The sequence below is a fragment of the Lactococcus sp. UBA7128 genome, assembly GCF_002492185.1.
GTDB lineage: Bacteria > Bacillota > Bacilli > Lactobacillales > Streptococcaceae > Lactococcus > Lactococcus muris.
In genome coordinates, this window is sequence record NZ_DKXK01000019.1 from 1 (window position 1) to 25,110 (window position 25,110).

The 25,110-nt window shown below is 36.9% G+C and carries 22 protein-coding genes and 1 CRISPR repeat array; of the genes, 16 read left to right on the forward strand and 6 right to left on the reverse strand.

Annotated elements, in window-relative coordinates; translation table 11 throughout:
• Positions 1-136: 136 nt before the first annotated feature.
• Together B4H39_RS02255 and B4H39_RS02260 are read left to right on the forward strand one after the other, a co-directional pair.
• Positions 137-838 carry an ABC transporter ATP-binding protein gene (locus B4H39_RS02255; protein ID WP_202230236.1) on the forward strand — a complete coding sequence of 234 codons (702 nt, stop codon included), beginning with the start codon at positions 137-139 and terminating at the stop codon, positions 836-838.
• Positions 839-842: 4 nt separating this feature from the next.
• Positions 843-3,500 carry an FtsX-like permease family protein gene (locus B4H39_RS02260; protein ID WP_251421220.1) on the forward strand — a complete coding sequence of 886 codons (2,658 nt, stop codon included), beginning with the start codon at positions 843-845 and terminating at the stop codon, positions 3,498-3,500.
• Positions 3,501-3,644: 144 nt separating this feature from the next.
• On the opposite strand, the gene gatD is transcribed toward B4H39_RS02260, so the two are convergent.
• Positions 3,645-4,424 (reverse strand): lipid II isoglutaminyl synthase subunit GatD, encoded by a 780-nt coding sequence (gene gatD / locus B4H39_RS02265; RefSeq protein WP_251421218.1) that lies wholly within the window; start codon positions 4,422-4,424, stop codon positions 3,645-3,647.
• Positions 4,424-5,773 carry a lipid II isoglutaminyl synthase subunit MurT gene (gene murT, locus B4H39_RS02270; protein ID WP_251421216.1) on the reverse strand — a complete coding sequence of 450 codons (1,350 nt, stop codon included), beginning with the start codon at positions 5,771-5,773 and terminating at the stop codon, positions 4,424-4,426. The genes gatD and murT overlap by 1 nt, the downstream gene beginning before the upstream one ends.
• 232 nt (positions 5,774-6,005) lie before the next feature.
• On the opposite strand from murT, the gene B4H39_RS02275 reads away from it, so the two are divergent.
• From B4H39_RS02275 to B4H39_RS02325, 11 genes are all read left to right on the forward strand, one after another.
• Positions 6,006-6,737: an epoxyqueuosine reductase QueH gene (locus tag B4H39_RS02275; protein WP_251421214.1), complete on the forward strand. Its 732-nt coding sequence runs from the start codon at positions 6,006-6,008 to the stop codon at positions 6,735-6,737.
• A 21-nt stretch (positions 6,738-6,758) separates the two neighbouring features.
• Entirely contained in the window at positions 6,759-7,439 is a 681-nt protein-coding gene (locus tag B4H39_RS02280; RefSeq protein ID WP_251421212.1) for an acetolactate decarboxylase, read from the forward strand.
• A gap of 409 nt (positions 7,440-7,848) precedes the next feature.
• Positions 7,849-12,147, forward strand: a complete 4,299-nt coding sequence (cas9, locus tag B4H39_RS02285; RefSeq protein WP_286927482.1) for a type II CRISPR RNA-guided endonuclease Cas9 — start codon at positions 7,849-7,851, stop codon at positions 12,145-12,147.
• A gap of 242 nt (positions 12,148-12,389) precedes the next feature.
• Positions 12,390-13,280, forward strand: a complete 891-nt coding sequence (gene cas1 / locus B4H39_RS02290) for a type II CRISPR-associated endonuclease Cas1 (protein WP_202230243.1) — start codon at positions 12,390-12,392, stop codon at positions 13,278-13,280.
• A complete protein-coding gene (gene cas2 / locus B4H39_RS02295) occupies positions 13,277-13,606 on the forward strand; it encodes a CRISPR-associated endonuclease Cas2 (protein WP_202230244.1) in 330 nt (109 codons plus the stop codon). Before cas1 ends, cas2 begins: the two co-directional genes overlap by 4 nt.
• 4 nt (positions 13,607-13,610) lie before the next feature.
• Positions 13,611-14,291: a type II-A CRISPR-associated protein Csn2 gene (csn2, locus tag B4H39_RS02300; RefSeq protein WP_251421208.1), complete on the forward strand. Its 681-nt coding sequence runs from the start codon at positions 13,611-13,613 to the stop codon at positions 14,289-14,291.
• A 92-nt stretch (positions 14,292-14,383) separates the two neighbouring features.
• Positions 14,384-14,815: a CRISPR direct-repeat array (repeat unit 36 nt; unit sequence GTTTTAGAGTCGTGTTAAATTGAATGGTTCTCAAAC).
• Positions 14,816-15,172: 357 nt separating this feature from the next.
• Positions 15,173-15,487, forward strand: coding sequence for a PTS sugar transporter subunit IIB (locus B4H39_RS02305; RefSeq protein WP_251421206.1), 315 nt, complete (start codon positions 15,173-15,175; stop codon positions 15,485-15,487).
• 28 nt (positions 15,488-15,515) lie between these two features.
• Entirely contained in the window at positions 15,516-15,863 is a 348-nt protein-coding gene (locus tag B4H39_RS02310; RefSeq protein WP_251421204.1) for a PTS lactose/cellobiose transporter subunit IIA, read from the forward strand.
• A complete protein-coding gene (locus B4H39_RS02315; protein WP_251421202.1) occupies positions 15,856-17,109 on the forward strand; it encodes a PTS sugar transporter subunit IIC in 1,254 nt (417 codons plus the stop codon). Before B4H39_RS02310 ends, B4H39_RS02315 begins: the two co-directional genes overlap by 8 nt.
• A gap of 21 nt (positions 17,110-17,130) precedes the next feature.
• Complete coding sequence (locus B4H39_RS02320) at positions 17,131-18,585, forward strand: glycoside hydrolase family 1 protein (protein WP_251421200.1); 1,455 nt, start codon at positions 17,131-17,133, stop codon at positions 18,583-18,585.
• 69 nt (positions 18,586-18,654) lie between these two features.
• Positions 18,655-20,505: a BglG family transcription antiterminator gene (locus B4H39_RS02325; protein ID WP_202230250.1), complete on the forward strand. Its 1,851-nt coding sequence runs from the start codon at positions 18,655-18,657 to the stop codon at positions 20,503-20,505.
• Positions 20,506-21,063: 558 nt separating this feature from the next.
• Here the strand turns inward: B4H39_RS02325 and B4H39_RS02330 are convergent.
• Entirely contained in the window at positions 21,064-22,182 is a 1,119-nt protein-coding gene (locus B4H39_RS02330; protein ID WP_251421198.1) for a tyrosine-type recombinase/integrase, read from the reverse strand.
• A gap of 137 nt (positions 22,183-22,319) precedes the next feature.
• Here B4H39_RS02330 and B4H39_RS02335 point away from each other — a divergent pair, with 137 nt between their 5' ends.
• Entirely contained in the window at positions 22,320-22,421 is a 102-nt protein-coding gene (locus B4H39_RS02335; RefSeq protein ID WP_251421196.1) for a type I toxin-antitoxin system Fst family toxin, read from the forward strand.
• Between the two features lie 188 nt (positions 22,422-22,609).
• Here the strand turns inward: B4H39_RS02335 and B4H39_RS02340 are convergent, their stop codons facing one another.
• The 3 genes from B4H39_RS02340 to B4H39_RS02350 form a co-directional block, all read right to left on the reverse strand.
• Positions 22,610-23,176, reverse strand: coding sequence for a hypothetical protein (locus B4H39_RS02340; protein ID WP_251421194.1), 567 nt, complete (start codon positions 23,174-23,176; stop codon positions 22,610-22,612).
• A 177-nt stretch (positions 23,177-23,353) separates the two neighbouring features.
• Positions 23,354-23,794 (reverse strand): hypothetical protein, encoded by a 441-nt coding sequence (locus B4H39_RS02345; RefSeq protein WP_251421192.1) that lies wholly within the window; start codon positions 23,792-23,794, stop codon positions 23,354-23,356.
• 8 nt (positions 23,795-23,802) lie between these two features.
• Positions 23,803-24,144, reverse strand: a complete 342-nt coding sequence (locus tag B4H39_RS02350; RefSeq protein ID WP_251421190.1) for a helix-turn-helix domain-containing protein — start codon at positions 24,142-24,144, stop codon at positions 23,803-23,805.
• A gap of 292 nt (positions 24,145-24,436) precedes the next feature.
• Here B4H39_RS02350 and B4H39_RS02355 point away from each other — a divergent pair, with 292 nt between their 5' ends.
• Entirely contained in the window at positions 24,437-24,643 is a 207-nt protein-coding gene (locus B4H39_RS02355; protein ID WP_251421188.1) for a hypothetical protein, read from the forward strand.
• Positions 24,644-24,660: 17 nt separating this feature from the next.
• A complete protein-coding gene (locus B4H39_RS02360; protein ID WP_251421186.1) occupies positions 24,661-24,855 on the forward strand; it encodes a hypothetical protein in 195 nt (64 codons plus the stop codon).
• The last annotated feature ends 255 nt before the right edge of the window (positions 24,856-25,110 follow it).

The window sequence follows — 25,110 nt, forward strand, 5'->3', positions numbered from 1 at the left end:
ACCACCGCAGAGTTGACAGAGCCGAATATAAGAAGACGTGAGCTTTTAGGCTGGCGTTTTTTTGTAATTAAACCAATAAAATGAGGGGTGAGAGTATGGTATAATAGAGTAATACAAACGCTTACAGGGGGAACACATGTCCTATATTGAGATAATAAACGAATCAAAAATTTACCAATCTGGAGGAGAAGAAATATATGCCAATGACCATGTGAATTTTAGCATTGAAAAAGGTGAATTGGCTGTTATTTTAGGGACTTCTGGTGCAGGTAAGTCCACTATTTTGAATATCCTTGGTGGAATGGACTCTAGTGATGAGGGTCAGGTGGTCATAGATGGGACAAATATTGCTGAACTTTCTGCTAAGGAGTTGATTACCTATCGTAGGCGGGATGTTGGTTTTGTTTTTCAATTCTATAACTTGATTAATAATTTGACGACAAAGGAAAATGTAGAGCTTGCTTCAGAAATTGTTGAGAATGCTATGGATCCTGTTGAGGTCTTAAAAAGTGTGGGACTTGGGCATCGTTTAGACAACTTTCCTTCACAGCTTTCAGGTGGTGAGCAACAGCGTGTTGCTATTGCACGTGCCATTGCTAAAAATCCGAAGCTTCTTCTTTGTGATGAACCAACTGGAGCCTTAGATTATCAAACAGGAAAGCAGGTCTTGAAGATACTACAAGATATGGCACGGGTTCAGGGGGCAACAGTTATCATTGTGACACACAATGCTGCGATTAGCCAAATTGCGGATCGTATTATTCATGTTCATGATGGTAAAGTTAAGGAAATCACAGTCAATGAGAAACCTTTAGATATCGAAATGATTGAGTGGTAATGCTATGAAAACAAAAACACTCCATAAAAGTATTCGACGTTCCATTACCGGCTCGTTGGGACGTTTTCTGTCTATTTTTTCACTTATGGCTTTAGGTGTCTTTGCTTTTGTTGGCTTAAAGTTATCTGGTCCCAATATGCGTGCGACAGCTGAGGAATTTTATGCACGCCATCATTTGGCTGATATGAGTGTGACCTCAACAGTTGGTTTAGATAGTTCTGATCAGGCACTTATCCGTCAGATGGAAGGCCTACAAACAGCTGATTTTGGCTATTTTCAAGATGTCCTTCTTCCTGATCAAAAGACTGCTCTCCGACTCTTTTCGCAAGCGGAAAAGCTTTCGACCTACGAGCTTGTATCAGGAAGAATGCCAGAAGAAAAGAATGAAATGGCTTTGGACTTTCTTCATCAAGATAAATACAAGCTTGGAGATACTATTCGTGTAACTGAAGGCAAAAATAATGGCAGCTCTATTTTAAAAACACATGAATTTAAACTGGTTGGTTTCGTGAAATCAAGTGAATTTGTTGATAAAAATTTTTACGGGCAAACCAATGTCGGAACGGGTCAACTTAGTGGTTATGCCGTTGTTTCTCCTGAAGTCTTTCAGTCAGATGTGTATATGATTGCCCGTTTAAGTTTTAAATCTATGCAAGGTCTTAGTCCTTATGACAGTACATTTATGTCAACATCCGATTACTATCAAGAGGCTTTAAAAACTTTGCTGGCCAAACAACCTCAGAAACGTTTGATGGACATAAAAAGTGAGCCACAAGCGCAGCTAAACAAGGCTTTAATGCAACTCACTGCTGAGGAAGAAAAACTTCGAGAAGCGAAAGTATCACTGGATCAGCAGAAGCTTCTATTTGGGAATAATGCACAGTTTCAAGCCATGCAAGATAGCCTAAATGAAGCCAAGGAAAAACTTGAAGAAAGTAGAAGTAAGCTACAGGAGCAGGAAGAAAAGCTAGCGCATCTTCCTCTTCCCGTCTACACAGTGAACAACCGTAAAGAAGGCAATCCTGGTTATCAGAACTTCATTGATAATTCTACAAGGATTGATACTCTCTCTGACATCTTTCCCGTTGTTCTTTTTGCAATAGCAGTACTTGTAAGTTTGACGACAATGACTCGTTTTGTAGAAGAAGAACGAGGAAATATGGGCTTGCTTACGGCACTGGGCTACTCTCATACACAAATTAGAAGGAAGTTCCTTGTATATGGTGCTGTATCTGCCTGTGCAGGGGCAACAGTAGGTACAATATTAGGACATATTGTGCTGCCCTATGTGGTTTTCAATGCCTACTCTGCATCGTCAACTTTTTCTGACTTAATTTTGACCTTTTCCCCATTTTGGACAGTTGTTTCCTTTGTGATTGCGTTGGCCTGCACGGTTTTACCTGCTTATCTTGTAACGCAGGCTGAGTTACGTGGTGTACCTGCAACGCTTTTCCTAGCAAAAGCGCCTAAAGCAGGGTCACGCATCTTTCTGGAACGTATCAAGCCTATTTGGTCACGCATGAGCTTTACTTATAAGGTTACAGCACGAAATATTTTCCGTTACAAGCAACGCATGTTGATGACGATTGTGGGTGTAGCTGGCTGCACGGCTCTCCTTGTTATGGGCTTTGGTATTCGTGACTCCATTTCAGGGCTAGGTCAGAAACAGTTTGGAGAGATTTTACATTATAATATGCTTGCTGTTTCGCAAGAGAGTTTAACACAAAAAGAGCAGGACGAGCTCAACCATTTCCTTCACTCAGAGAATATCAAAGCGTATGAGACTGTACATTTTGAGCAGCTACATCAAAAGGCTCATAACAACAGACAAGACATTAGTCTTATGGTACCAGGAAATGAACAAGACTTTGGGAACTTTGTTACTTTGCGCAATCGCATCAGTCAGAAAATCTTGCCTTTATCGAATCAAGGGGCAATTCTCAGTGAAAAACTAGCTGGACTTCTTAGTGCTAAAGTCGGCGATGAGGTTGTCTTGAAAACTACCAACGATAAAGAAGTAAAAGTTAAGGTTGCAGGTATCGCTGAGATGTATATGGGACACTATATGTTTATGAATCAGAACTATTATAAAAAAGTTTTTGGTGAAAATTTTAGTCCTAATGCAAATCTCCTCCAGCTTCAAGATGCTTCCCATTCAGCGAGTCAAAAAGTGGCGGTGGACTTTATGCAAAGCCCAGGAGCGATTACCGTATCACAAAATAACGATTTGCAAAAGACGATTGATGCTTTCTTGCATGGTATCAATAGTGTCATGTTTGTACTGATAGGATGTGCAATTTTGCTGGCTATCATCGTGATTTACAACTTAACCAATATCAATGTGTCAGAAAGAATTAGGGAGCTTTCTACCATTAAAGTTTTAGGTTTTTACGACCGAGAAGTCACTCTTTATATTTATCGAGAAACTATTTTATTAAGCATTCTAGGTATATTGGTTGGTTTTGGTCTGGGGGCTTACTTCCACCATGTGATTATCACGATGCTGCCAACAGATTTAACGATGTTTAATCCTAATCTGTTGTGGAGTAACCTTTTACTTTCCACTATCATAACTTTAACAACAACTTTAGGACTGAGTGTGGTTGTTCATCGGAAACTTAAAAAGGTTGATATGCTAGGTGCCTTGAAGTCGATTGACTAATAGCTTGTATTGACATAAAAAGATAGTAAAAGTTCACTTTATCTGAAAATAAAAAAATGGAACCGTCTTCTCTTTAAGGTTCCATTTTTTGTTTTCATGATTTACTCTTATTTTTCGGCAGTCTTGAGAGTTTCTGCTGTAACACTAATCCACCTTGCGTTTAAGGTCAGAGACTTGTTGCCCCTTTTCCTCATGGGCTAAGATGTCTTCAAAAGTTGGAAGTTCCAAGTCTTGCCCGTACTTTTGATAGAGGGCAGTTGTTACGAGACGGTAGGCTAAACGTGCATTACGCGAGAGAATGGGACCGTGGAAGTAAGTTCCAAAAGTATTTTTATAGTGAAGTCCCTCGGTGTCGTCGTCAGGATTGTTGCCGCCACCATAAACGACCTTACCTAAAGGCTTTTCCCCTTTACCAAGATAAGTGATGCCTGAGTGATTTTCAAAACCATAGTAAGTTTCGTTGAAATCTTCATTATGGATTTGTATGTCACCGATAAAACGGTCATTGCCTAGATTTTTCGTATAATGTGGCAAGATGCCTGTGCAGTTTATTTTATTACCTGCCGCATTGATATAGTACTGCCCCAACATTTGATAACCCCCACAAATGGCAAGCATTGGTTTTTCTGCTTCAATATAGGCTTTGAGGGGTTCTGTTATATTTTTAAAGCCGTCTGCAATAATTTCTTGCTCGTAGTCTTGCCCACCGCCCCAAAAGACCAAATCGTAAAAGTTCTCGTCAAACTTATCTTCCAGAGAAATAATGTCGAAAGTCATGTTAGCGTCTAACTTTTCGCCAACATACTTCAACATGAGGATATTGCCATTGTCACCATAGGTGTTCATCAAGTCACCATAAAGGTGGGCAACACGAAGGTCATATTTAGGATCGTCTAAATTTGATGTTAAAGAAGTATAAACCATTAGTGTAGCTCCTTTCCAATCAGGTGGTTTTGTGCCAGAAGATCACGCATTTCTAACATGGCTGTGTAGGTTGCTAAGATATAAATGTGCTTGTCCGCTTGATTTTTGATTGCTTCAAGTACTTGGCTGAGCGACTCAAATTCATGAATTTTGCGCTCATCGAAGCCAGATACACGATAACGTCTGGCCATTTCGCTGTAACGCACGCCACCAACAAATATCTGATCAATAGTCATATCATGAATCAGTTCAAAATTAGCATCCCATATCCAGCTTGTGTCAATCCCGTCCGCATAATTGGCATTGAGAAGGGTGACCAGTGTGAAGGGATAGTCTGCAAGCTTCATCATTTCCAGCGCTTGATTTGCTCCGACTGGATTTTTTATAAGAACGATAGTGGCAGTTTTCTCGCCAATGTTGAACGTTTCTTGGCGACCGAAGACGGCTTTGGACTGTTCAAAGCCAGCCTTGATTGTTTCAGCAGGAACTCCGTAAAATTCAGCGACAGAGACAGCAGCGAGGGCATTATAAATATTATAGAGGCCTCCAACGTTAATTTTATAGGAAGTACCGTCAATGACAAATTGAGAAGAAGTATTTGTAATGTCAGTCAGTTCTGATACATAATAATCTAGTTTAGGACGTTTAAAACCACAGTTTTGACAAATATAATTTCCGAGATTAGCATAAGTATTAAGTTTATAGTCTAAAATATGCTGGCACTCCGGACAGACGACACCTTCTGTGTTATAGTGGGCACGCTTGGGTTCATGACTTTCATAATCAAAACCATAATATTTGACAGGATTTACCAATGGACGAGAATGGAAGAGTGGACTGTCTCCATTGAGCAAGACAGTTGCCTCTGGTGCATTGGCCGCTCCCTTCACGATAAAGTCATAGGTTGTGTAAATTTCGCCATAGCGATCCATCTGGTCTCGGAAAATATTTGTGAAGACAAAAAGAGAAGGTTTGATGTATTCCGTGATTTTTGGCAAAGATGCCTCATCAATTTCCAAGACTGCAAAACCCTTCTTGCCTTTTTTTACTTTAGGGGCAGTTAAGAAAGTCGCAGTAATCCCTGTAATCATATTAGCGCCAGAAGTGTTGGTTACGACCTTACCAAAAGCTTTTTCTAATATACCAACTGTCAAGGCTGTCGTCAATGTTTTACCATTTGTTCCTGTGATTACGATAATTTCATAATCTTTCGTCAAACTGGTCAGAATTTCAGGATCAAATTTTAAAGCAATCTTACCTGGCAAAGTGCTGCCACGTTTAAAAACTTTCTCCAAAATCAAACGTGAGCTTTTTCCAACTAAAGTTGCCAATGAAGTTTTCATAGTCATAATATGATATTATACCATAGATTAGGTGCTTGAGGAGGATAAAGTTCCTGCATTAAAGAAGAAGTATAGGCTTGTATAGTTTTAAATAAAAAGTATTCAATGTGGTCAGAGGTAGAGAGGGGTGGAAGAGTTTTAAAATATAAATCAGTAAAGATTGAAAGCTTAAAAAGAAAAGTTTTATAGAGGCTAAACTCCCAAAAACTCTTGAGATAAAATATGCTAAAATAAGAGCATGAAAAATGCTAACGAGATACTGGAAAAGATGAATCCTCATCAAAAAATTAACTATGACCGTGTCTATCAAAAAATGCGTGAAAGTTGGGAAGCTGAAGGGCTTCGCCCTAGAATTCTTCTGCACTCTTGTTGCGCTCCTTGTTCGACCTATAGTTTAGAGTATCTTTGTCAAAGTGCTGAGGTGACGATTTATTTTTCAAACTCCAACATACACCCGCGGAGTGAGTACGAGCGTCGCGAGAAAGTTCAGAAAGACTTTGTTGAGGAATTTAATAAAAGAACAGGAAACAATGTTCTTTTCCTTGCCGCACCCTATGAACCAAATAAATTTATGAGAATGGTGAAGCTACACAATCTGGAAGCTGAAGCAGAAGGCGCTTCCCGTTGTACAGCTTGCTTCCAGATGCGTTTAGATATTGTCGCAGAAAAGGCGCAAGAACTTGGCTATGATTACTTTGGTACAGCTATTACACTAAGCCCTAAAAAGAACGGACAGCTTATTAATGAGATTGGTCTGGACATGCAAAAAATCTATGCTGTCCACTATTTGCCCAGCGACTTCAAGAAAAACAATGGCTGGAAACGCTCTGTGGAGATGTGCAAAGCATATGATATCTACCGTCAATGCTACTGTGGCTGCATTTTTGCAGCACGTCAGCAAGGTATTAATCTTAAAGAAATACATAAAAGTGCGGTAAAATTTATAAATAAAACAGATGACAAAAAATAGGGTATATGTTATAATGCTTTTATGGTTAAAAGTTTTATAAATAAAATGAGTGCGATTTTTCAGCATGGCTCTTTTAATACCCTTTATGGTGGTTTTTACGAAGGAACCATAACTGCTGGAGAAGCTTTAAAATATGGACAAATTGGCATTGGTACCTTAGATGGTGCTGATGGAGAAGTAATTATTATTGACGGTACTGCTTATCACGGCAATTCTGAAAATCAAGTACGCTTAGTTAAGCCAGAAGAGACTTTGCCTTATGTTGCAGTGCTTGATCACCAACCCTTTGCGACTTATAAGGTCAACGGTCTAACGATGCAGACTTTGCATGACTTGACAGAAAAGTTCCCAACGCGCAATACAGCCTACAGTCTAAAAATGATAGGACACTTTGATGTTGTAGAAATTAGCTCAAAACCCGCAAAGAATACGAAGGATTATTTGGAAATATTGGCTGAACAGCCATATTTCATGGAAAAAAATATCTCAGGAACGATTGTTGGGATTTGGTCGCCTAAGTTTTTGGAGGACTTATATGGTGATGGGGCTCATTTACACTTTTTAAGCGATGACAAGACCTTTGGCGGACATTTGACAGAATTTCTCTCAGGACAGATTACTGTTGAAGTCGGTCAGATTGGGGAAATAAAACAGGAATTTCCTCAAGAAAATGAAAATTTCAAAGCCATGCGTTTTGATTGAATTTCATCTCTGGTACCAAAAGTCACAAAAACGTTGTCTCCCTAAAGTTGAGCTCATATAAGAAATAATCGAGAGTGACACTCTCGATTTTTTGTTTGAAAATTTTATCAAATTCTACATTTTGTCTCTGCCAAGTATGAGTGATATTTTTTTAATGCTACAGGGAGAGTGATTTCAAAAGTAGCCAATTTTTGTTTTTTCTCTAACTAACCTGATAAGCATTAGCGCAGCTTTAGGTCATTGTGATGCCTATACAAAAATGAAAATATTATTTTTAAAAACATGAGAGAATATGTTAAAATATTTGTGAAAGCGTAATCAAAAGGGGATAAGAAATTAAAATATGTTACTAGAAATAATTTTTATTCAGCGATGATTACGTAGAACAGAAAAATTTGAAGAGGTGTGTATGAAAGCAAAGAAAAATTACACGATTAGTCTTGATATCGGGACAAACTCTGTCGGCTGGGCTGTTTTGAAGGATGATTTTAGTCTGGTCAGCAAGAAAATGAAAGTGGGCGGTCTAGACAAACGTGTGCACAAAAATTTTTGGGGTGTGCGTTTATTTGAAGAAGGACAAGTAGCTGCGGATGCACGTGGGAAAAGAGGTACGCGCAGACGTTTGAAACGTCGTCGTGAGCGTTTATTATACTTACAAGAAATTTTTTCCAGTGAAATGGCCGAGCAAGATCCGAACTTTTTCGCCCGCTTGAATGAGTCCTTTTTATGGCTGGAAGATAAGCAAATAGACCCTGTAAAGTACCCACTGTTCAGAACAGAAGCAGAGGAAAAGGCATATTACAAGGAATTTCCGACCATTTATCATTTGAGACATCATTTGATGAATAATCAGGTTAGTGATTTACGTTTGATCTATTTGGCTATGCATCATATTCTTAAATTTCGAGGACATTTTATTCAAGAGGGTTTGCCGATGAATGTTGAAAATATCAACATTCAAGATAATCTTAAGAGGCTTTTTAGTAGTCTTAATGATTATTTTAGGCGAGAGGATTTTGAAGAAACTGAATTTCGTAAGCATGTTGAGCAATTTGACAGTAGCAAATTATCTGAAATTGAAAAAATACTCAAAGAAAAAATATCAAAATCTACTAAGTCTCAACAGATTTCAAAAGATATTCTAGGCTTTAAGAAAGAATTACCGATTTTCAAGGCCATTGTTGGAAATAAAGTAGATATTTCGGGCATTTTTGATAAGGCAGAGTATGCTGAGAAAATGAATGAAGACATGCCGAAAGATATATATTTTTCAAAAGAAAATTTTAACGAGAAATACGGCGAGTTAGAAGCTGTTTTAGAACCAGAAGAACTAATCATTATCCAACAGGCTAAAGCAGTTTATGAGTCTATGATTTTGGCAGGTATCATGAATGGACAACCGTCATTGAGCCTTGCGATGATTGAAAAATATGACAATCATGCGCGTGATTTAAAAGCTCTGAAAACTCTTGTACGTGAGCATTTAGGTGCAGAAAAATACGCAGAAATGTTCAAGAAAAACTTGGAAAACAATTACAAAGCTTATGTTAAAGGCTTTGATAAGGGTCCAAAACTGGCTTATGCTACACAAGAAAATTTCTACAAATATTTGGTCAAATTTTTAGAGCCACTTAAAGATTTGCCAGAAGTCCGAGACATCTTCAAGCAAATAGAACTTGAAACTTATTTGCCTAAGCAACGCATGTTCAAAAATGGTGCCATTCCTTATCAGGTGCATGAACATGAACTGGTCAAAATCATTGAAAAACAAGCCAGCCAATTTGCTTTCCTTGAAGAAAAAGCTGAAGGCAGCAATGAATACAAGATTCAAACCTTAATAAAGTTCAGGATCCCTTATTACGTTGGTCCGCTGACACCTGCCAATCAGGGAGAAATTGGGCAGAAAAGATCTGACAAATCTCGTTTTGCTTGGATGCAAAAACGACCAGATAAAAAAGATGAAAAAATTACGCCTTGGAATATTGAAAATGTGGTAGATAAAGACGCATCAGCAGTAGAATTCATTCAACGGATGACCAATTTTGATACTTACTTGCCCGAAGAAAAAGTCTTACCTCAACATAGTCTTTTGTATCAAGAATTTACTGTCTTACAAGAACTGATGATTTCAGGTTATTTTGATCATGGAAGAAACCCATTTGATGCAAAAACGCGAAAACTCCTTATTGATAAAGTTTGGAAGAAAAAGCGGTCAGTTTCAAAAAGAGATGTTTATGAATGCCTAGTCAGCAATAATATCACGCAAGAACCCTACAGTAAAGAAATGTTCTTTGGCGTAGATAAACTTCAAAATAATTTTAACACCAAAATGACCACCTATCAAGACTTATTGCGCGTGGTTGATGACGAAGCGCTGATTAAACAAAATGTAGCCTTTTTTGACAGAATAGTAGAATTTCAAACGATTTTTGAAGACAATCAAATCCTCAAACGGCAAATCAAGAAGTTCAACGATGAAAGGGGTCAGTTACTTACTCCTGAACAAGTTAGCCAGCTGTCCAAGAAACATTACACAGGCTGGGGACGTTTGTCTCGTCGACTTTTGGACGGCCTTACAGACGACGGCAAAACCATTATGGACTATCTGCGCACGGCCAATGATTATAATCAAAATTTCATGTCGCTCATTAACGACAAGTCCAAAACTTTCGCTGAGCAGATTGAAAAAGCCCAGTTGGGTAAGCTCAAAAACAATCAGTTATCCTATGATTTAGTGGCTGATTTAGCAGGAAGTCCTGCCATCAAACGCGGTATTTGGCAGAGTTTGAAAGTTGTAGATGAGCTGACCGAGATTTTGGGCAAGGAGAACATCAGCCGTGTGGTTATTGAAATGGCGCGTGAAAAACAAACCTCTAAACGCACAAAAAAGCGGGTGGATAGGATTAAGGACCTGCAAAAAAATCTCAGTGATGCTATTAAATTAGATGAAAATCAAAATTTTGATAATGAAAAAGTTTTCCTCTACTACTTGCAGAACGGCCGTGATATGTATACTGGAGAGTCGCTAGATTTAAGTCATTTATCCAGTTATGAAGTCGATCATATCATCCCGCAAACTTATACTACAGACAACTCTTGGGATAATAAAGTACTTGTTTCAAGGGAAAGTAATCAGAAAAAAGGTGGCGATGTCCCATCTAGCGAAGTGGTTAAAAACATGCGTAGTTACTGGAAAATATTGCTTGATGCCGGCATGATTTCTCGTAAAAAATATGCTAACCTGACCAAAGCAGACCAGTGGAAGGACGATAAACCGAGTGAAAAAGATTTGACTGGATTTATCAATCGCCAGCTCGTCGAAACTCGGCAAATCACCAAAAATGTAGCGCAAATTTTGACCGCTTATTTTGAAGAGAATAAAACTGAAATTTTGACTCCTAAAGCCGGCTTGACCAGCCAGTTTCGTAAAGGTGTGATTTATCTGGCTAAAGAAGAACTCACGGAAAAGGAACTACAGGCTTATTTAGAGGCTGGTGGCAAAATTGTAGATGGTAAATTTGTACAAGAAAAGCTGCATGAGGGTTTTTATAAAGTCCGTGAAATCAATGATTACCATCATGCGCATGATGCTTATTTGAATGGTGTTGTGGCTAATTATTTGTACCTGACATTCCCAGAAAATCAGCGCAAAATTTTGGTTTATGGGCAATATGATAAAGGAATTCTCAAACAACTGGGCAAATACGCAACGACACGCAAGAATAACTTCCGTCAGTTCCTAACGACAATGCGAGAAGAAAATTGGGTGAATCTTGAAACAGGTGAGTTAATTGCTAAGCGGAATGAAGCTTTGAACACTATTGATAAAGTTATGAGCTATAAGCAGGTCAATGTGGTTAAGAAAACTGAGGAACACAAAGGAAAATTTTCTGATGAAAGTCTTTATGGTGGGACAAATAAAAATAGAGATACGAAAGGGGTTATTCCTTTAAAAACTCATCTGAGTGTTGAGAAATATGGCGGTTTTGATAATCTTAATTCAGCGTATTCTATTGCATTTTCATATACTGATAAAAAAGGAAATCATAAAATAACTTTAGCCCGTGTTCCGGTTGTTTTTAAATCCAGGATTGAAAAAAATACTCTGGATTATCTTCAAGAACAATTCAAAGATTTTTCAAATATCAAGATAGTTAGAGGTAAAATTCCAAATAATTCTAAGGTAGTAATGGCAGACGAAAAAGAACGGTTAATAACCTCATATAGTTTTACATGGCCATTTAAACAGTACCATGCAACGCGTGAGGAGTATCAGTTGTTGAGCAGGATTCTGCAGACTTCAAGAAGCAAAGATAAAAATGTGATAGATATGAATATTAAAGGGATCGAAGCTCTTAAGCATGAGATTGGGGAGGACATGTTGCATAAGAAGTTGAATTTACAGTTCAAATCTTATATGAAATTTGTTGCTGATAATCAATTCTTTTCATCTCTTGGAAAGTTTGAAGGTATTTCTGTAGAGAGTATTTTGAATGGTTCAGAACAAGAAAAATTTGAAAATCAAAACTTAGATGAAAAAATTGAATCCTTGATTAAAATGTTCAAAAGAACTTGGAAAAAACAAGAAGAAAATAAACCTGGAAAAAAATCTTTGAATACTGAGAAATATGGTATGGATTTGACAGAATCAACTTTGATTCATCAATCCGTAACAGGACTTTACGAAACCAGAGAAAAATTAAAATAGCTATCCAAAGAAGTCAAAAAGGCTTGAGCAAATTTGGCGCAAGTCTTTCTTGATTTTTGATTTGAACAATAAAAAAAAACGGCCCGATGACAGACCTACTCATGAGAGCTGATTACGCACTTCTTTCAGATGGATTGTTTCATACATCGGCTTATTTTAACTTCGTCGTGTTAAATTGAATAGTTCTCAAGTATTTTTTAACACAGACATTGTATCAAAACAAAACAGAAAGTGCAAACATTATGACCTGGAGAATTGTTGTTGTCAATCAACACAGTAAGCTGTCTTATCAAAATAACGCTCTGATTTACAAATCAGCTAACAGGATTGAAAAAATCCATTTATCTGAAATTCACACTCTCATGCTTGAAACTACTGATATTGTTATCACTTCAGCTTTAGTGGCCAAACTCATCAGCTACAAAATAAAATTGATTTTCTGTGATGAAAAACGCCTGCCTTCAGCGGAGTTGCAAGCTTATTACGGCAGTCATGATTCAAGCCGAGCTATTGCCCAGCAAATTGCTTGGTCGGAAGACATTCAAGCGACAGTATGGACAGCGGTCATTAAGCAAAAAATCACTAATCAAGCAAGACATTTGAAATCCCAAGGTTTAGAAACGGAATACGGTATGCTTGTGGGTTATATCAATGAACTCAATCTATACGATGAAAGCAACCGTGAGGGGCACGCAGCCAAAGTTTATTTTAATGGACTTTTTGGCAAAAATTTTACTCGTGAGCAAACAAATGATATCAATGCCAGTCTTGATTATGGTTATGCCCTTTTACTGTCTATTTTTTCTCGGGAAATTGTGAAAAATGGCTGTTTGACACAGCTAGGTCTCAAGCACAGCAATGTCTTCAATCATTACAATCTTGCAAGTGACCTTATGGAACCCTTCAGGCCACTCATTGACGAAATTGTGTATTGTAATCGCATAGAAGAATTTCCCAAAATCAAACGTCAACTTTTTGAAATCTATAATCGCACCTATCATTTTGAAGGTCAGGATAAATATTTAATCAATATTGCTGAAATTTATGTGAAAAAAGTCATTGATTGCCTGCATAAGGCGTCAAATGAGGTTCCGATTTTTGAATATACTTGGGAAAATATGGAGAAAGTATGAGTTATCGATATATGCGTCAATTACTCTTTTTTGATTTGCCTATGCAAACGGCAGAAAATCGTAAGGCCTATGCCAAATTTCGGAAGTTCTTAATCAGTGAAGGTTGGGTCATGCTTCAGTATTCCGTGTACAGCAAGCTAACGCTGAACAATACTCAGGCCAACACAGTTAAATCGCGCGTACTCAAAAATAAGCCCAAAGAGGGACATGTAGTTATTCTGAAGGTCACAGAGAAGCAGTTTGCCTCAATGGATTATATTTTGGGCAAACGCAATCAGACTGTGGCTAATTCTGACGCGCGCGTGGTCTTTCTAGGGGAAGGATGATTGTATGAATATTAATTTTCCGATTTTAGATGCACCAGTGCAGTTATTGAAAAATCAGGCTAACCAGCTGGTGGTCAAATCTGTTGATATTTATGGCCAGCTTGCTTATGCGATTTATCAAATGGACAAGGGACTTGATCCTGATTATCGGTTTTTGCTCTTTAATGATGATTTTAAATCCTTAAAAAATGTGACCGTAGTTCAACATCCTTTGCTATTTGATTTAGATAATTTGACCATTAAGAAAATGTTGTTCAAGAGAATCATCGATACCTTGGATATGAATGAAAAAACGGTTATTGAAGCGACCTATGGTCAAACGGTTGAATATTTCAATCGTCAGATTTTTGAAGATTTAGATATTGAGCTAGATATCTCTTATAACTATAAAGTTGAAGAACTGTTCAAATTTTTGAAGATTAGAATCAAAGATGAAACAAGTTCTATTTTTGAACGTACGCAGTTGATTTTGAATGTTTTGAAGGAATTTAACCACCAGGGGTTGATTATTTTTTATGGTCTGGGCCAACTTATGCCTGCCTTGGATTATCAGTTGATTATTGAAACGGCGAATTTGAACCAGCAAACGGTGTTATTTTTAGACAGTGAAGAAGTAGAAGAACTTAAAAATTTGAAGCGAGTTGTCGTTGATGAAGACTATTTTGTCGTGGAAAATGTGATATAATTAGAACAGATAAATACGATTGAACCATTAGTTTTGAAGGTATTCGTCTGCCGAACGACAATGATCTAAAATTTCAATTATGAAAATTTGAGGTTTTAGAGTCGTGTTAAATTGAATGGTTCTCAAACAGACTTTATAGGCGCAATTGGCAACCCCGTGTTTTAGAGTCGTGTTAAATTGAATGGTTCTCAAACCTTAATCTGCTCAAACGTTGAAGCACCACTGTTTTAGAGTCGTGTTAAATTGAATGGTTCTCAAACTTTTGGTGATGTCGTGAAGCTAGTTGCGGAGTTTTAGAGTCGTGTTAAATTGAATGGTTCTCAAACTTTAATTACTCCGTATTGTCTAGGCTTTCTGTTTTAGAGTCGTGTTAAATTGAATGGTTCTCAAACACAGCTTATTATTTCTTTTTGTCCAGAACAGTTTTAGAGTCGTGTTAAATTGAATAGTTCTCAAATTCTCAAAAGCAGCACTCTGCGTCATTCCGTGTTTTAGAGTCGTGTTAAATCAAATGAAGATCAAGCTCTTGCTTGGTCTTTTTTTGTGAGTCAAGCACTTTTTCTTGCGTATTGTGACTGAAAGCAGTCGCCTTTTTACTTTTATAGCAATTTATTTTTGTAATCAGACAGGTTAAAAAAGTTTCCTAATACTAGGAAATAAAAATAGAAGATAGCGCTAACATATCGTGCTAGAATGAAATCATCAAAGAAATACTTTCATAAGCTGAGAATATCTATAAAAAGCTGCTGCTCTTTGCCTCTGAGATAAGATTTTCGAGTGTGAGGAGCGTTGATATCAGGCCGGAAATTTGAGCTAAAGGACAAAGTATGAGTTTTTAGAAGTGCTCTCAGGGATTAGTGAAAGAAAAAAGGAGAAATCATATGACGAAACAAATCCTCTTAACATGTGGTGCTGGTGCATCATCGGGTTTTATGGCAGCAGCAGCTCGAAAGGCCGCTAAAAAGCTGGGTGCAGACGTTGAAGTTAAAGCAAAAAGTGAAACTGAAGTTGCATCGCTTCTTCCGGAAACAGACTTACTTTTGGTTGCCCCCCATCTAAAATATATGATTGATGAAGTCAAAGAATTATGTGAGGCTAATAATGTGAAGTATAATATCATCCCCCAGCGTGTCTATGGTTCGCTTGACGGTAAAGGACTCATTGAGTTTGCTCTAAAGCAGTTTGAAGCAGAGTAAAAAGGAAAGCAAGGAGTTAAAGGAAAATATGGAAAATATAGAAACTGTTGAACGAGATGATCTTGCTATGGTCTCAATGGGCGCAATTTTACATGCTGGAAATGCACGTGAAGCAATCTTTAAAGCAGCAGATAAAGCATCACAAGGAGAATTTGTTCAAGCAGATCAAATGATGCAAGAAGCTAATGATGAGCTTATAGCGGCCCATCGTGCACAGACATCAACTCTACAAAAGGAAGCGGAAGGAATTGAAATTCCTTATTCATCATTGTTCGGCCATGCTCAAGACCATGTGATGACGGTCAAAACAGAACACAACTTAGTGAAAGAAATCATTAAGCTTTATAAACGACTGGAGGAAAAAGAAAATGGATAAATTTATGGGGTGGATGACGGAATCTTTTGCACCGAAAGTAAATAAATTCGCCAAAAACGCTTGGGTTGCAGCCATTCAAGATGCAATTTTAGCTGGTATGCCGATGATTTTGATTGGTTCCTTTGCAACAATTTTATCGATTGTGACCACTTATGTGAGCTGGTTTCCTGATTTTTCGATGATTTCAACTTTTTCTTTTGGACTCTTTTCAATTTTCTTATCTTACTTGATTCCAAGCGCTCTTATGAAGCAAAAGAAACACACGAGTATTGAAAAACAAGCAGGGCTTGCCGGTTTGGCTTTCTTCCTGATGATTGTTTTTCCAACAATCAATCCAGAAACGAGCATCATCAGCTTTGACATCAATACTTTTGGCACTGGGGGCATGATTGCAGCTTTGTTGGCGGGGCTTTTTGTAGGTTTAATCATGGACGTTTTTACAAAACTTAAATTTATAAGTGAAGACTCAGCTTTACCTGATTTTGTTGCTACTTGGTTTAATACTTTATTTCCGATTATCACTGTTTTAAGTATTGGTTGGCTTTTTACCTTCCAGCTTAAAATCAATATCTATGAAGTCATTAATTCTATTTTTAATCCGCTAGTGAACTTGGGGCAAGGCTTTTGGGGCTTGACAATCTTGATTTTCCTTGGTTTTTCTTTCCTTTATTCATTTGGGATTTCAAGTTGGGTTATCACACCCGTCTCTTATGCTATTATGTTGCCTGCCATTGCTGAGAACCAGCAGCTCGTCGCAAATGGTCAAGCAGCGACAAATATTTTTACTGTTGAGGCTGTGACACTGGTACTTATCGGTGGTGGTGGTGCAACACTGTCGCTTTGTATTATGATGGCTTTTATGGCTAAATCACAGCGTTTACGTATGATTGGTAAAGCTTCCATTGTCCCTTCGATTTTCAACATTAATGAACCTCTGGTTTTTGGCGCACCGATTGCTTTCAATCCCATCCTTATGCTTCCGTTTTGGATTAATGGTTTATTAGGACCAATCTTACTTTGGATAGTGATGAAGCTTGGACTTGTTCCGATACCATATATGCCTTTCCAAATGTGGTATACACCTGCACCGATAGCAGGTTGGTTGATTACTCATTCTGTCGCTGGTGTTGTCTTTGTTCTTGTTTACTTTATGATTTCATGGATTGTCTATTTCCCATTTTTCAAAGTCTATGATAAACAAGCTGTGCAGCAAGACTTAGAATGGGCTGAAGAAGATGAAGTTTAATATAAAAAATAGGAGCATAAAATGAAAAACAATAAATACCCGTATTTCCCAGAAGATTTTCTTTGGGCTGGCGCACAGGCTGCATCACAAGCTGATGGAGCTTACAATCAAGATGGTAAAATGCCTAATTCTTCTGATGTCCAACCCTATCACAAAGGATTAGACAACATGGAGATTCAACGTCTTGAACAAGAAGGAATGACCTTAGAACAAGTAAGGAAAGCAATTACGGATACGGAACATTTTTATCCAAAACGTCATGGTATAGATTTTTATAATACCTATGAGGAAGACTTGGAAATGCTGGCAGAAACAGGAATGAAAGCTTTTCGAACTTCAATAGATTGGTCTAGAGTTTTCCCTCAGGGAGATGAACTAGAGCCGAATGAAGCAGCACTTGAACATTATGAAAAAATGATTGATAAAATACGCCAAGTCGGTATGGAACCAATCATTACGATGCTTCATTATGAAACACCAATTCATTTAACTTTAGAATACGGAGGCTGGGCAAACAAGAAAGTTATTGAAATGTTTGTGCGTTATGGTAAGGTCTTACTTGACCGTTTTGGTAAAAAAGTAAAATACTGGATAGTGATCAATCAAATCAATATGATACAAGTGGAGCCCTTTCTTTCTCTTGGCATCTGTAAAGACCAGTATGAAAACGAAGAAGAAGCACTGTATCAAGGTGTTCACAATCAGATGGTAGCTTCGGCTTTGATCCAAAAATACGCTAAATCTTTAAACCTACCAGATCTCCAAGTGGGGACAATGGTAGCGGATGGCACCGCTTATCCAGCTTCATGTAAGCCGGATGATATCAGTCTTGCGCTCTGGCACAATAGGATGCAATATATGTTTACGGATGTGCAATTTAGAGGAGCATATCCAAAAGTTGCCCTAAATTATTTTGCTGAAAAGGGCTTGCATATTGAAATAACTGAGGAGGAGAAACGGATACTCCGTGAGAATACAATGGACTATTTAGCGATTTCTTATTATTTCTCACGAATGGTGGATTCATCGAAAAATACTCATATTCCTTATGATGTTACTCGTAACGAACATTTGGAAGCCAACCCGTGGGGTTGGAACATCGATCCTAAAGGGCTTTATAATACCTTATCACAGTATTGGGATCGCTATGAAAAACCAATCATCATCGCAGAAAATGGCTTCGGCATGTATGATGAAGTAATCAATAATAAGGTCCACGATGATTATCGCTCAGATTATTTAAGTCAACATATTGAGCAAGTTGGGCATGCGATTTATGAAGGTGCAGAAGTGATTGCTTATTGTGTATGGGGACCGATTGATATTGTGAGTTGTTCATCGCAACAGATGTCTAAACGTTATGGTTTTATCTACGTTGATATTGATGATGAAGGCAAGGGATCTGGAAAACGTTTGAAAAAAGATAGTTTTGGTTGGTATCAAAGGGTTATTGCAACAAATGGTGCAGAAATTTAAGGAGTTTTTAACTCCTTTTTGGCATACTGTCCTATTTTTGATGAAAAAATAAATAAACAGGAGTAAGTGATGAAGAAAAAAGAAATTCTTTTAGAATACCTGAAAAAGAATAGGAAACAACACTTTATTTCCGGTGCAGAGTTATCTAAGATGTTGGGGGTGACCGATCGGAGCATTCGCTACTATGTAAAACAACTTAATGAGGAAACACCAGAACTTATTGAAACAAGTCGTGAAGGCTATAAGTATAATGCGCAACAAGAAATTGAGGGGGGACAAATTGATGATTCTATAAATAGTCGTCGTTTTGCAATATTACAATTACTATTGAAAAACGATGAGGCGGGAGTTAGTCTGTTTGAGTTGTCAGAAAAACTATGGGTCTCGGATGCAACAATACGCCAAGATATGGGTGTGTTACAAAAGATGATAAGCGATGAGGGGTTATTTATCTCTCAACATGATTTCCATTATTATTTAAAAGGAAACTATAATAAAAAGCGTCATCTTATCATGCGGTTAATCCGGCAACAAGGGGACAGTATCCATAGTTTGGAAGAAGAAATGCAAAGATTTTTAGGAGAAATTTCCCTATCAGAAATGACAGAAGCTTGTAGGATTATTTTTAAACGTCATAGCTTTTATGTCAACAATTATTTTTTCCAAAATTTTATATTGCACTTGATTATTGCTATACATCAGCAAAAATTAACAGGACAACAAAGTTTCTCCAGTCCATCTTTAAAAATGATTGAAGAGATTTCACAGTGGCTTTTGGAAAATTATGGCATTATTTTAGGAGAGAAAGATAAACTTGAACTTGCCTTACTTTGTGACGGAGAAAAGGGATATCATCATGAACAGGTTGACACATATGTTGCTAAAGAAGTATCAGACAGTCTTCATCGGGCCTTAAAAGAAATCAGTGATGTTTTTTTAATAGATTTCACAGATGAAAAATTTCTCATGCGCTTGCTTCTCCATACTCAAAATCTTTACAACAGAGTGAAGGATAAGAAAGTGAAAAGAAATCTGAGTGTCATTGAAATAAAAGTGCGTTATCCTATTTTGTTTGATATAGCAGTCTATCTTTCTTCACTCATTGCGCTTGACTTAGACATCGAAATTGAGGAAGATGAAATAGCCTTTTTAGCACTTCATCTTGGTTCTTTTTTAGACGACCAAAAGCAAAGTGCCAGTAAGATACGAACCCAACTTAAAATATCAGACTACCTTAATCGTGAAAACAGAGTTCTTGAACTTTTAGAAAAACGCTTTGGTGATGAGCTTTTGTTTGTGGCAAATAGTTTGAAAACTGTAGAGGATGTTGACCTTGTCCTATCATCTGGTAAAAGATTGAAGGAACACCAGTATGAGTATGTACATATTCATGAATTCTTAACGGAAAAAGATTTTATGCGCATTAGAGAAGCTATTGACCGTATCAATCATAAGCAATATCGAAATTTTTTGAGTACATTTTTACCTCAACTGATTCAGGAAAATGCTTTTTTGAAATTAAAAGGAGAACCTAAAAAGTCAGAGATTTTTGAAAAGATTGGCGAATGGTTTTTTAAAAATGGCTTTTCTGAGAAGGGTTTTGTTGAAAAACTATTTGAACGTGAGAGTTTGTCTCCAACAACTTTTAGTAGTGGTATCGCTATACCTCATTCCATAAAATACGAGGGTAAAAAGACAGGAATGCTCATACTGAAGCCAGAAGAGCCTCTCTATTGGGACAATCAAGTCATCCACCTTATCATTAGTTTTACGATTAATCCTGAAGATTCCAAATGTTTTAATCAACTTTTTCCCGCTCTCATCGAAATATTAACAGAAAAATATCATGTCGATTATTTAAAAAGAAGCAAGAGTAGAGAAGAAATTCTTGAAAAAATGATTGAACTGCTTTCAGAATAAGGAACAATCCTCAGTTTTTTCGCTCAATCACTGTTTTTTTATTAATTAATTATTTATTTATCATGATCAAGTAGATAAGAGCTCGGGGCAAAAGAATGGAATTGCCACATGAATGGTGACATTATAAAAATGAATTCAGAACAAAATTTTGTCTGCCAAAGTCATTCATAATATAAAGTGAGAAATTCAGGGATTCTTCTATGAATAAAGACTGCAAGTAAATGGTTTGGACATCACTTAGAGAACTCGAAATCAGGGAGCGAAAAGAATACTTGTTCACAACTTGTGAGTGAAGTTTTAATAATTGATAAGAGTTTTAGACTAAAAAAATCGCCTAAGAGAGGGCGATTTTATGCTATAATAAAAGCAATAGACTTTTTATTAAGGAAATGAATGGTGTAATGTAGTCATAATAATACACCTTTAATCAAATGTAGTTAGTAAAAGGCTTTGTAGACCCTTTTGATTTTTTGGTGAGAGATAAAATAAATCAAATTTTATCAACTTTTATCAAATTTCTGCCCCTTTTTCTGCCCCTTTTTAAACAAAAGATAGATCTCATTGGAGGTCTATTTTTTCTAGTTTTTCAATAATATTTTGGCTCATTTTCTCTGTGACGTGAGAATAAATAGCAAGAGTTGTATTTGGGTTGCTATGTCCTACCCGTTCCATGATAGCTTTTAGAGGTATACCAAGTTCAGTTAAAAGAGCAATATGGGTATGTCTGAATATATGAGTTGTAATTTTTTTATTAGTATCCAACTTTTTTAGTCTGTCGATTGTTGTTGAAATGAGTACAGGAGTTCCATTTCGATTAACAAATATATAATTTTCCTTCATTCCTTTATAATAGTCTTTACTTATAGCTAATTGTTCATCAATGATATCAAGGCAGCGTTGAGTAAGCACAATTTTTCTATCGGAATATAAATTTTTAGTTGTAATTTTTTTATAAGTTATATTATCCCAAGAGCCGTTTACGTGTAAAATATTTCCTTTAATATTTTTTTCTTGTATAGCAACGCACTCGCTGTACCTTAGTCCAGTTAAAGCCATAAACTCTATAATGAGAGCTGTAGTTTTATGAATGACTTTCATTTGTCTTATGATGTCCTTCAATTCTTCCTGTTCTAAGTACTTGTTTTTCTTTGCTTCTCGCTGTTCAAGGGTTTCTATTTTTCGCTTTATTTTTACTTTTTGTATGGGATTAGTTTGAATATATCCTTTAGCAACAGCATATTCTAGCACCAAATTAAAACCTGCCTTTATACTAATTATATAGGGGAAGGAGTAGTTCTTTTTATAGTATAGTTTTTCCAGAATATCTAGAATATATGTAGAGCTAATATCACTAAGTAAGGTATATTTGGTTATATGTTCTCTGATTTTCTTTTTTACAGATTCTCGTGCGGCATTTGTTCTTGATTTTACTGTTTCTGTTGTTAATTCGAGAACTTGATCTTGGACTTCCCAAAATGTAATAGAAGAAGTATCGTTTTCTTGAAGTTGTTTTTCTTTCTTTGCTTCAATCTTATTATAAAGTAGTCTGGCAGCTTCATTTCTGGCTCTGTCAGTATTTTTTTCAAGAGTGACTGCAACTTTACGTGTTTTGCCTTTAACGTCTGTATAGCGCTCGCAGTACTTGAATTTGCCGTTGTTTAAATCTTCTACCCACATTTGATTTTTACCTCATGATATTACCGCCCCTTGTCGCCAAACTTGGACGGCTTTTTTATTTTTAACTCAGACTATGCTATAATAATTTTCGGCGCACCTTTCTGATGCAATCACGCCTTAGGGAGGAGGTGAAGTCTATGCTTCAACTTATTTTCGTATCAGTTGTCGCTCCGATAGTGGTCGGAGCAGTCCTTGAGCTGGTCAAGGGCTGGTTGAAAGACTGGCGTAAGCGCCGCTAGTCCACTACTCACCCCTTTGGCAGAGGGGTGTTTTTTTATTTTTAAAATAAAAAACCGAGGGTTTTTGGCAGTCCCTCGGTCAAATGGTGAAGCAATGCTTCAACTTATTTTCGTTAAGATTATTATATCATAACGACCGAATTTGTCAAATTTTGTGAGTTGCCAAGGCTTAGGCGGCTTTTTTTGTTCTAATTCACTATTACTTTTGCCACATTACCATCTAAAGTGATACTATCTACCACGAAAGCATCAACAGACAGCCTGTCTTCTTGGTTAGTTGGGTCTAAATCTTTAACTATGTCAATAGGATTGCCGTTAATTTTTGCTTTGAATCTACCAGCTTCATCGTCAGTGAAACTTGCTTCAACAGTATAACCCTTAGAAACCAGTGCATGATATACTCGAAGCCATTCGCTCCCTTGGTGAAAGGAGTTAAGTTTTTCCTCTTCCTCAGCTCGGGCTTTTTCTTCAGTAGCTGCTTTGGCCTCGGCTTCTTCTTTAGCTTTTTGTTCTGCTTCCTGTTTAGCTCTGGCTTCTTCATCTTTCTTAGCCTGCTCAGCGCCAGTTTGTTCGGTATTTGGTTCAGATTCTTTGGCTGATTCTGTTTCGCTTGGGCTAGGAGAAATGCCAATAATTATAAAGCTAACAGCAGCGACACCTAAAGCGACTAATCCAGCTTTCCGTTTTCTCTTGATAAAGTAAACGATGGCAGCAATGAGAGCTGTGAGCATGACGATGACTAAAATATAAGACATAGTATAAACTTTCCACCTAGCTTTTTTGTGCCATTCAAGGATTGGGCGTTTTTTCAAAAAAATTGTTTTAGGACCATTCAATTTAACTTAACTCTAAAACTCAATGTAAATTTTATTATCTAATTAAAACAATAAACAATTAAATTATACAAAAGTATCTATTTTGTAATATAATATTCAAAAAATTAAATCCCTTTGGTTTTCAAGGGCGATATTAATTTCTTGTTCTGCAATTTGGATGTTTTCAAATGTGGGCGCAATGTGAAGATGTTCAAGTAATCTAGAAGCAGTAGCATAAGCAAGGTTTTCTTCGTTCTCAGAAACAAAGGTGCTTGATATACTGTGAATTAGGTATCTGGTTGCTTTAGCCTCATTCTTATTATGTGTGATACATTTCAATCGATTATTGACTGCGGTGAGCATTGTTCCAGCAACTAAATGACCTATTTCATGCAGGACAACAGGCTCAACCATTATTTCTTCTAATCCTATGCCCAATACTATTGCGCCATGTGGGAACTCAGGACATTTAGCAATAAAGCTACCACTTTTCGAATAGTCTTTATCGACCCAGATGACTTCAATCCCGGTCTCTTTTATAATGTCTTTCCAGTCCATTAAAATCCTTATTTTTTATTTTTATCTCTATTTTCCAAATATGCAGAAATAACTCCACGTAGTATTGCTTTATCTTCATCAGTGAGAGGAGTGCCTTCAAAAGCTTCAGCATTATCTATAGCTTCATTGAGTTCTGGAGAAAAATTTTGTTCTGGCAATTCTTTACGTCCAAGTAAGTAGTCTACAGAAACGTGGAAGTAGTCGGCTACTTTGGTAATTGCAGCAGCGGATGGATTGGTTTTATTCCATCGGCGAATAGTCCCATTAGCAATTCCAAGTTTTTCTTCAAGTTGTCGAATTGAGATATGTTTTTGAGCTGCAAGTTCTTTTATTTTTTCGTATAAATTCACTTGTATCAACCTTTCAGACAGTACAAGAAAAATATTGTATGAAAAAAGTACATAAACACTTGACATTTGTGTACAGATATAATACAATAGTCCTTGTAAAGAAAAATTATATTTTTGATAAAGAAAACCTAAATAAATACTAAATGAACAACGCCGCCAAGCAAGTTTTGTAAAGTGTTTAATAGGCTCTTTAACTATGCATTCATTGTATGATATTTGTACTCATATGTCAAATGTTATATAGCAAATAATATAATTTTCTCTTTACAAATACTTTGAAAGGAGCGGAAAAATGACGGAAGTAGCACTTGAAAAATATCGTACAGCAGTGAATAATTATCGCGATAAAACAGGTATTTCTATTAAATCGTTAGCTTATGCACTTGAGGGAACGAGTGAGCAACAGCTACGCAATGCTTTAAACAAAACGGACGGTGGTCCTAAGGCTGTTGAAATACTTGCGAAGTTAACAGAAATATTCCCAATGGAACTTAACTAGAAAGAGGAGAGTAAATAATGGCACAGGTAAAAATCAGCTATGGCGAGCGTTCTAAAGAAGAACTAATCAAAATTATTGAGCACCTTGAACAACAGCTAATAATTGAATCAGGGATTAAACGGCAATACATGAAACATCTAGAAGAAGTTATTCAATTTAGATCAATTGAAGATTATCGTCAAACTGTACAAAAAAATAAAGAAACAGCGTAAGCTAGTTCTTCAAATTTGAAAATATTAACCATGATGGCATGGCTTGCAGCGGTAGAAGCATCCATCAAAATTGAACTCTTTACCTTTGTTTGATTCTTCAAGAGACTTAATTGCTTCATGGCAAGAATTGAAGTAACCAAGTTCTAGAGTGTTTTCTGGCAAAGGTCGATGAGTACAGGAAGAAACGTGGACCTCATGTCTTCCCTTGTCATCAGCATTTTTGTTACAGATGTAGATCATATATATTCTCCTCCT

What these genes read in the sequence shown, in the direction of transcription:
- csn2 (WP_251421208.1), top strand. Translation starts at nt 13,611, where the DNA reads ATGAATATTAATTTTCCGATTTTAGATGCACCAGTGCAGTTATTGAAA.
- B4H39_RS02325 (WP_202230250.1), top strand. Translation starts at nt 18,655, where the DNA reads ATGAAGAAAAAAGAAATTCTTTTAGAATACCTGAAAAAGAATAGGAAA.
- B4H39_RS02310 (WP_251421204.1), top strand. Translation starts at nt 15,516, where the DNA reads ATGGAAAATATAGAAACTGTTGAACGAGATGATCTTGCTATGGTCTCA.
- B4H39_RS02355 (WP_251421188.1), top strand. Translation starts at nt 24,437, where the DNA reads ATGACGGAAGTAGCACTTGAAAAATATCGTACAGCAGTGAATAATTAT.
- B4H39_RS02320 (WP_251421200.1), top strand. Translation starts at nt 17,131, where the DNA reads ATGAAAAACAATAAATACCCGTATTTCCCAGAAGATTTTCTTTGGGCT.
- cas9 (WP_286927482.1), top strand. Translation starts at nt 7,849, where the DNA reads ATGAAAGCAAAGAAAAATTACACGATTAGTCTTGATATCGGGACAAAC.
- B4H39_RS02340 (WP_251421194.1), bottom strand. Translation starts at nt 23,176, where the DNA reads ATGTCTTATATTTTAGTCATCGTCATGCTCACAGCTCTCATTGCTGCC.
- murT (WP_251421216.1), bottom strand. Translation starts at nt 5,773, where the DNA reads ATGACTATGAAAACTTCATTGGCAACTTTAGTTGGAAAAAGCTCACGT.
- B4H39_RS02335 (WP_251421196.1), top strand. Translation starts at nt 22,320, where the DNA reads ATGCTTCAACTTATTTTCGTATCAGTTGTCGCTCCGATAGTGGTCGGA.
- B4H39_RS02360 (WP_251421186.1), top strand. Translation starts at nt 24,661, where the DNA reads ATGGCACAGGTAAAAATCAGCTATGGCGAGCGTTCTAAAGAAGAACTA.
- B4H39_RS02280 (WP_251421212.1), top strand. Translation starts at nt 6,759, where the DNA reads ATGGTTAAAAGTTTTATAAATAAAATGAGTGCGATTTTTCAGCATGGC.
- B4H39_RS02255 (WP_202230236.1), top strand. Translation starts at nt 137, where the DNA reads ATGTCCTATATTGAGATAATAAACGAATCAAAAATTTACCAATCTGGA.
- B4H39_RS02260 (WP_251421220.1), top strand. Translation starts at nt 843, where the DNA reads ATGAAAACAAAAACACTCCATAAAAGTATTCGACGTTCCATTACCGGC.
- B4H39_RS02275 (WP_251421214.1), top strand. Translation starts at nt 6,006, where the DNA reads ATGAAAAATGCTAACGAGATACTGGAAAAGATGAATCCTCATCAAAAA.
- cas2 (WP_202230244.1), top strand. Translation starts at nt 13,277, where the DNA reads ATGAGTTATCGATATATGCGTCAATTACTCTTTTTTGATTTGCCTATG.
- B4H39_RS02305 (WP_251421206.1), top strand. Translation starts at nt 15,173, where the DNA reads ATGACGAAACAAATCCTCTTAACATGTGGTGCTGGTGCATCATCGGGT.
- gatD (WP_251421218.1), bottom strand. Translation starts at nt 4,424, where the DNA reads ATGGTTTATACTTCTTTAACATCAAATTTAGACGATCCTAAATATGAC.
- B4H39_RS02345 (WP_251421192.1), bottom strand. Translation starts at nt 23,794, where the DNA reads ATGGACTGGAAAGACATTATAAAAGAGACCGGGATTGAAGTCATCTGG.
- B4H39_RS02330 (WP_251421198.1), bottom strand. Translation starts at nt 22,182, where the DNA reads ATGTGGGTAGAAGATTTAAACAACGGCAAATTCAAGTACTGCGAGCGC.
- cas1 (WP_202230243.1), top strand. Translation starts at nt 12,390, where the DNA reads ATGACCTGGAGAATTGTTGTTGTCAATCAACACAGTAAGCTGTCTTAT.
- B4H39_RS02315 (WP_251421202.1), top strand. Translation starts at nt 15,856, where the DNA reads ATGGATAAATTTATGGGGTGGATGACGGAATCTTTTGCACCGAAAGTA.